Raw genomic sequence first — 1,306 nt, forward strand, 5'->3', positions numbered from 1 at the left:
GAGCTTGATGGATGACCTGTTTTTGCTCAGAATCGTATCTCCAGCGCTGCAGAAATTCTTGGTAGTTGCCAACTCCAGTAAGGGCGCTTTGCCTTAACTGTTGGGCAATGTCAAACAGGCTTGGCATGTTTAGTTGTTTAATGAGATTAGCACTACGCGATCGCACTCGGTCTGATCCTTGAGCCATGTCTTCTTTACCATTGCGGCGATGGTTCAATCCCATTGCCGCTGACATAGCTAAATTTTTGACTAACAGTTCGGCTACGATTTCAGGGGATGACTCTAGAGCTGTGATCACCTCTGGTGAAGGATTGTCGGCTAAGGTGCTGTCACTGGTAAGGTAGGTGACAAAGAAGCCTCTCGCACCATTTTTGGTTTTGACTAAGGATGCGATCGCATCGGTAATTTCTGGCGATGTTAGTTCCCCTGTTGCCATTTTGGTCATTATCGATTCCGTGAATGCGATGGCATTATCAAAGGTTACGGTTTCTAGAATCTCCATGGCATTTATCAAGCTAGCTCAATAGTAGGTCAGTTTTAATTTGACCACAATTTTCAGAAAACCGCAGATAGAGCTTTTACTATCAATCCCCCAAAGTTATCAGCGGTCAGCTCAGCGGTCAGTGGTCAGCGGTCAGCGCTCAGCCGTCAGCCGTCAGCCGTCAGCCTTCAGCCTTGGCCTTTGGCCACTACTGATTGCTATAAGCTGATTGCTGATTGCTGATTGCTGATTACTGATTGCTGATTGCTGATTACTGATTGCTGATTACTGATTGCTGATTGCTGTTCGCGTAGCGTGCGCGTAGCGCATATACTTACAAACCAACCCCTAACTCTTGACAATTGCTCCAAAATCTGCTAACACACGAGCATGATTCCGCAACAATCCCAACAAATTCAAGCGATTACTGCGAATATTGGGGTCAGGATCCATCACCAATACACTCTGGTCACCATCAAAGAAAGTGCTAACCGTAGGAGCAATCTCTTCTAGTGCTTCCACTAATTTCTGATAATCTCGCTCTTCCTGAGAAGCTTTAATTTTTGGCACTAATTCCACGAGGGCATCATAAAATGCTTGCTCACAAGATTTCTGGAAATGTTCCGGATTAACTACTGTTGTTGGTTGTAACTCTTTGGTATCTAAATCCCCTTGTTTAGCTAAACGAGCTGAACGGTTGACAGTTTCATAGATTTTATTCAGAGTACCATTATCTCGGATAGACTGGAGAAACAAAGCGCGATCGCGTACATCTAACACATCAATTAATGCCCTGTTTTGATACTCGGGATCATCTTCTCCTAA

At 44.6% G+C, this 1,306-nt stretch carries 3 protein-coding genes; 1 reads left to right on the forward strand and 2 read right to left on the reverse strand.

Going from position 1 to position 1,306, the window contains the following annotated elements; genetic code table 11:
- Positions 1 to 502 (reverse strand): hypothetical protein (locus tag F6K49_RS49860; protein WP_293110229.1); only part of this gene is annotated, 502 nt, incomplete at its 3' end.
- A gap of 40 nt (positions 503 to 542) precedes the next feature.
- On the opposite strand from F6K49_RS49860, the gene F6K49_RS49865 reads away from it, so the two are divergent.
- Positions 543 to 710, forward strand: a complete 168-nt coding sequence (locus tag F6K49_RS49865) for a hypothetical protein (protein ID WP_293110231.1) — start codon at positions 543 to 545, stop codon at positions 708 to 710.
- 119 nt (positions 711 to 829) lie between these two features.
- Here F6K49_RS49865 and F6K49_RS49870 read toward each other — a convergent pair.
- On the reverse strand, positions 830 to 1,306 hold a 477-nt coding region (locus F6K49_RS49870; protein WP_293110233.1), incomplete at its 5' end, for a DALR anticodon-binding domain-containing protein.

This window comes from Moorena sp. SIO3I6 (genome assembly GCF_010672095.1).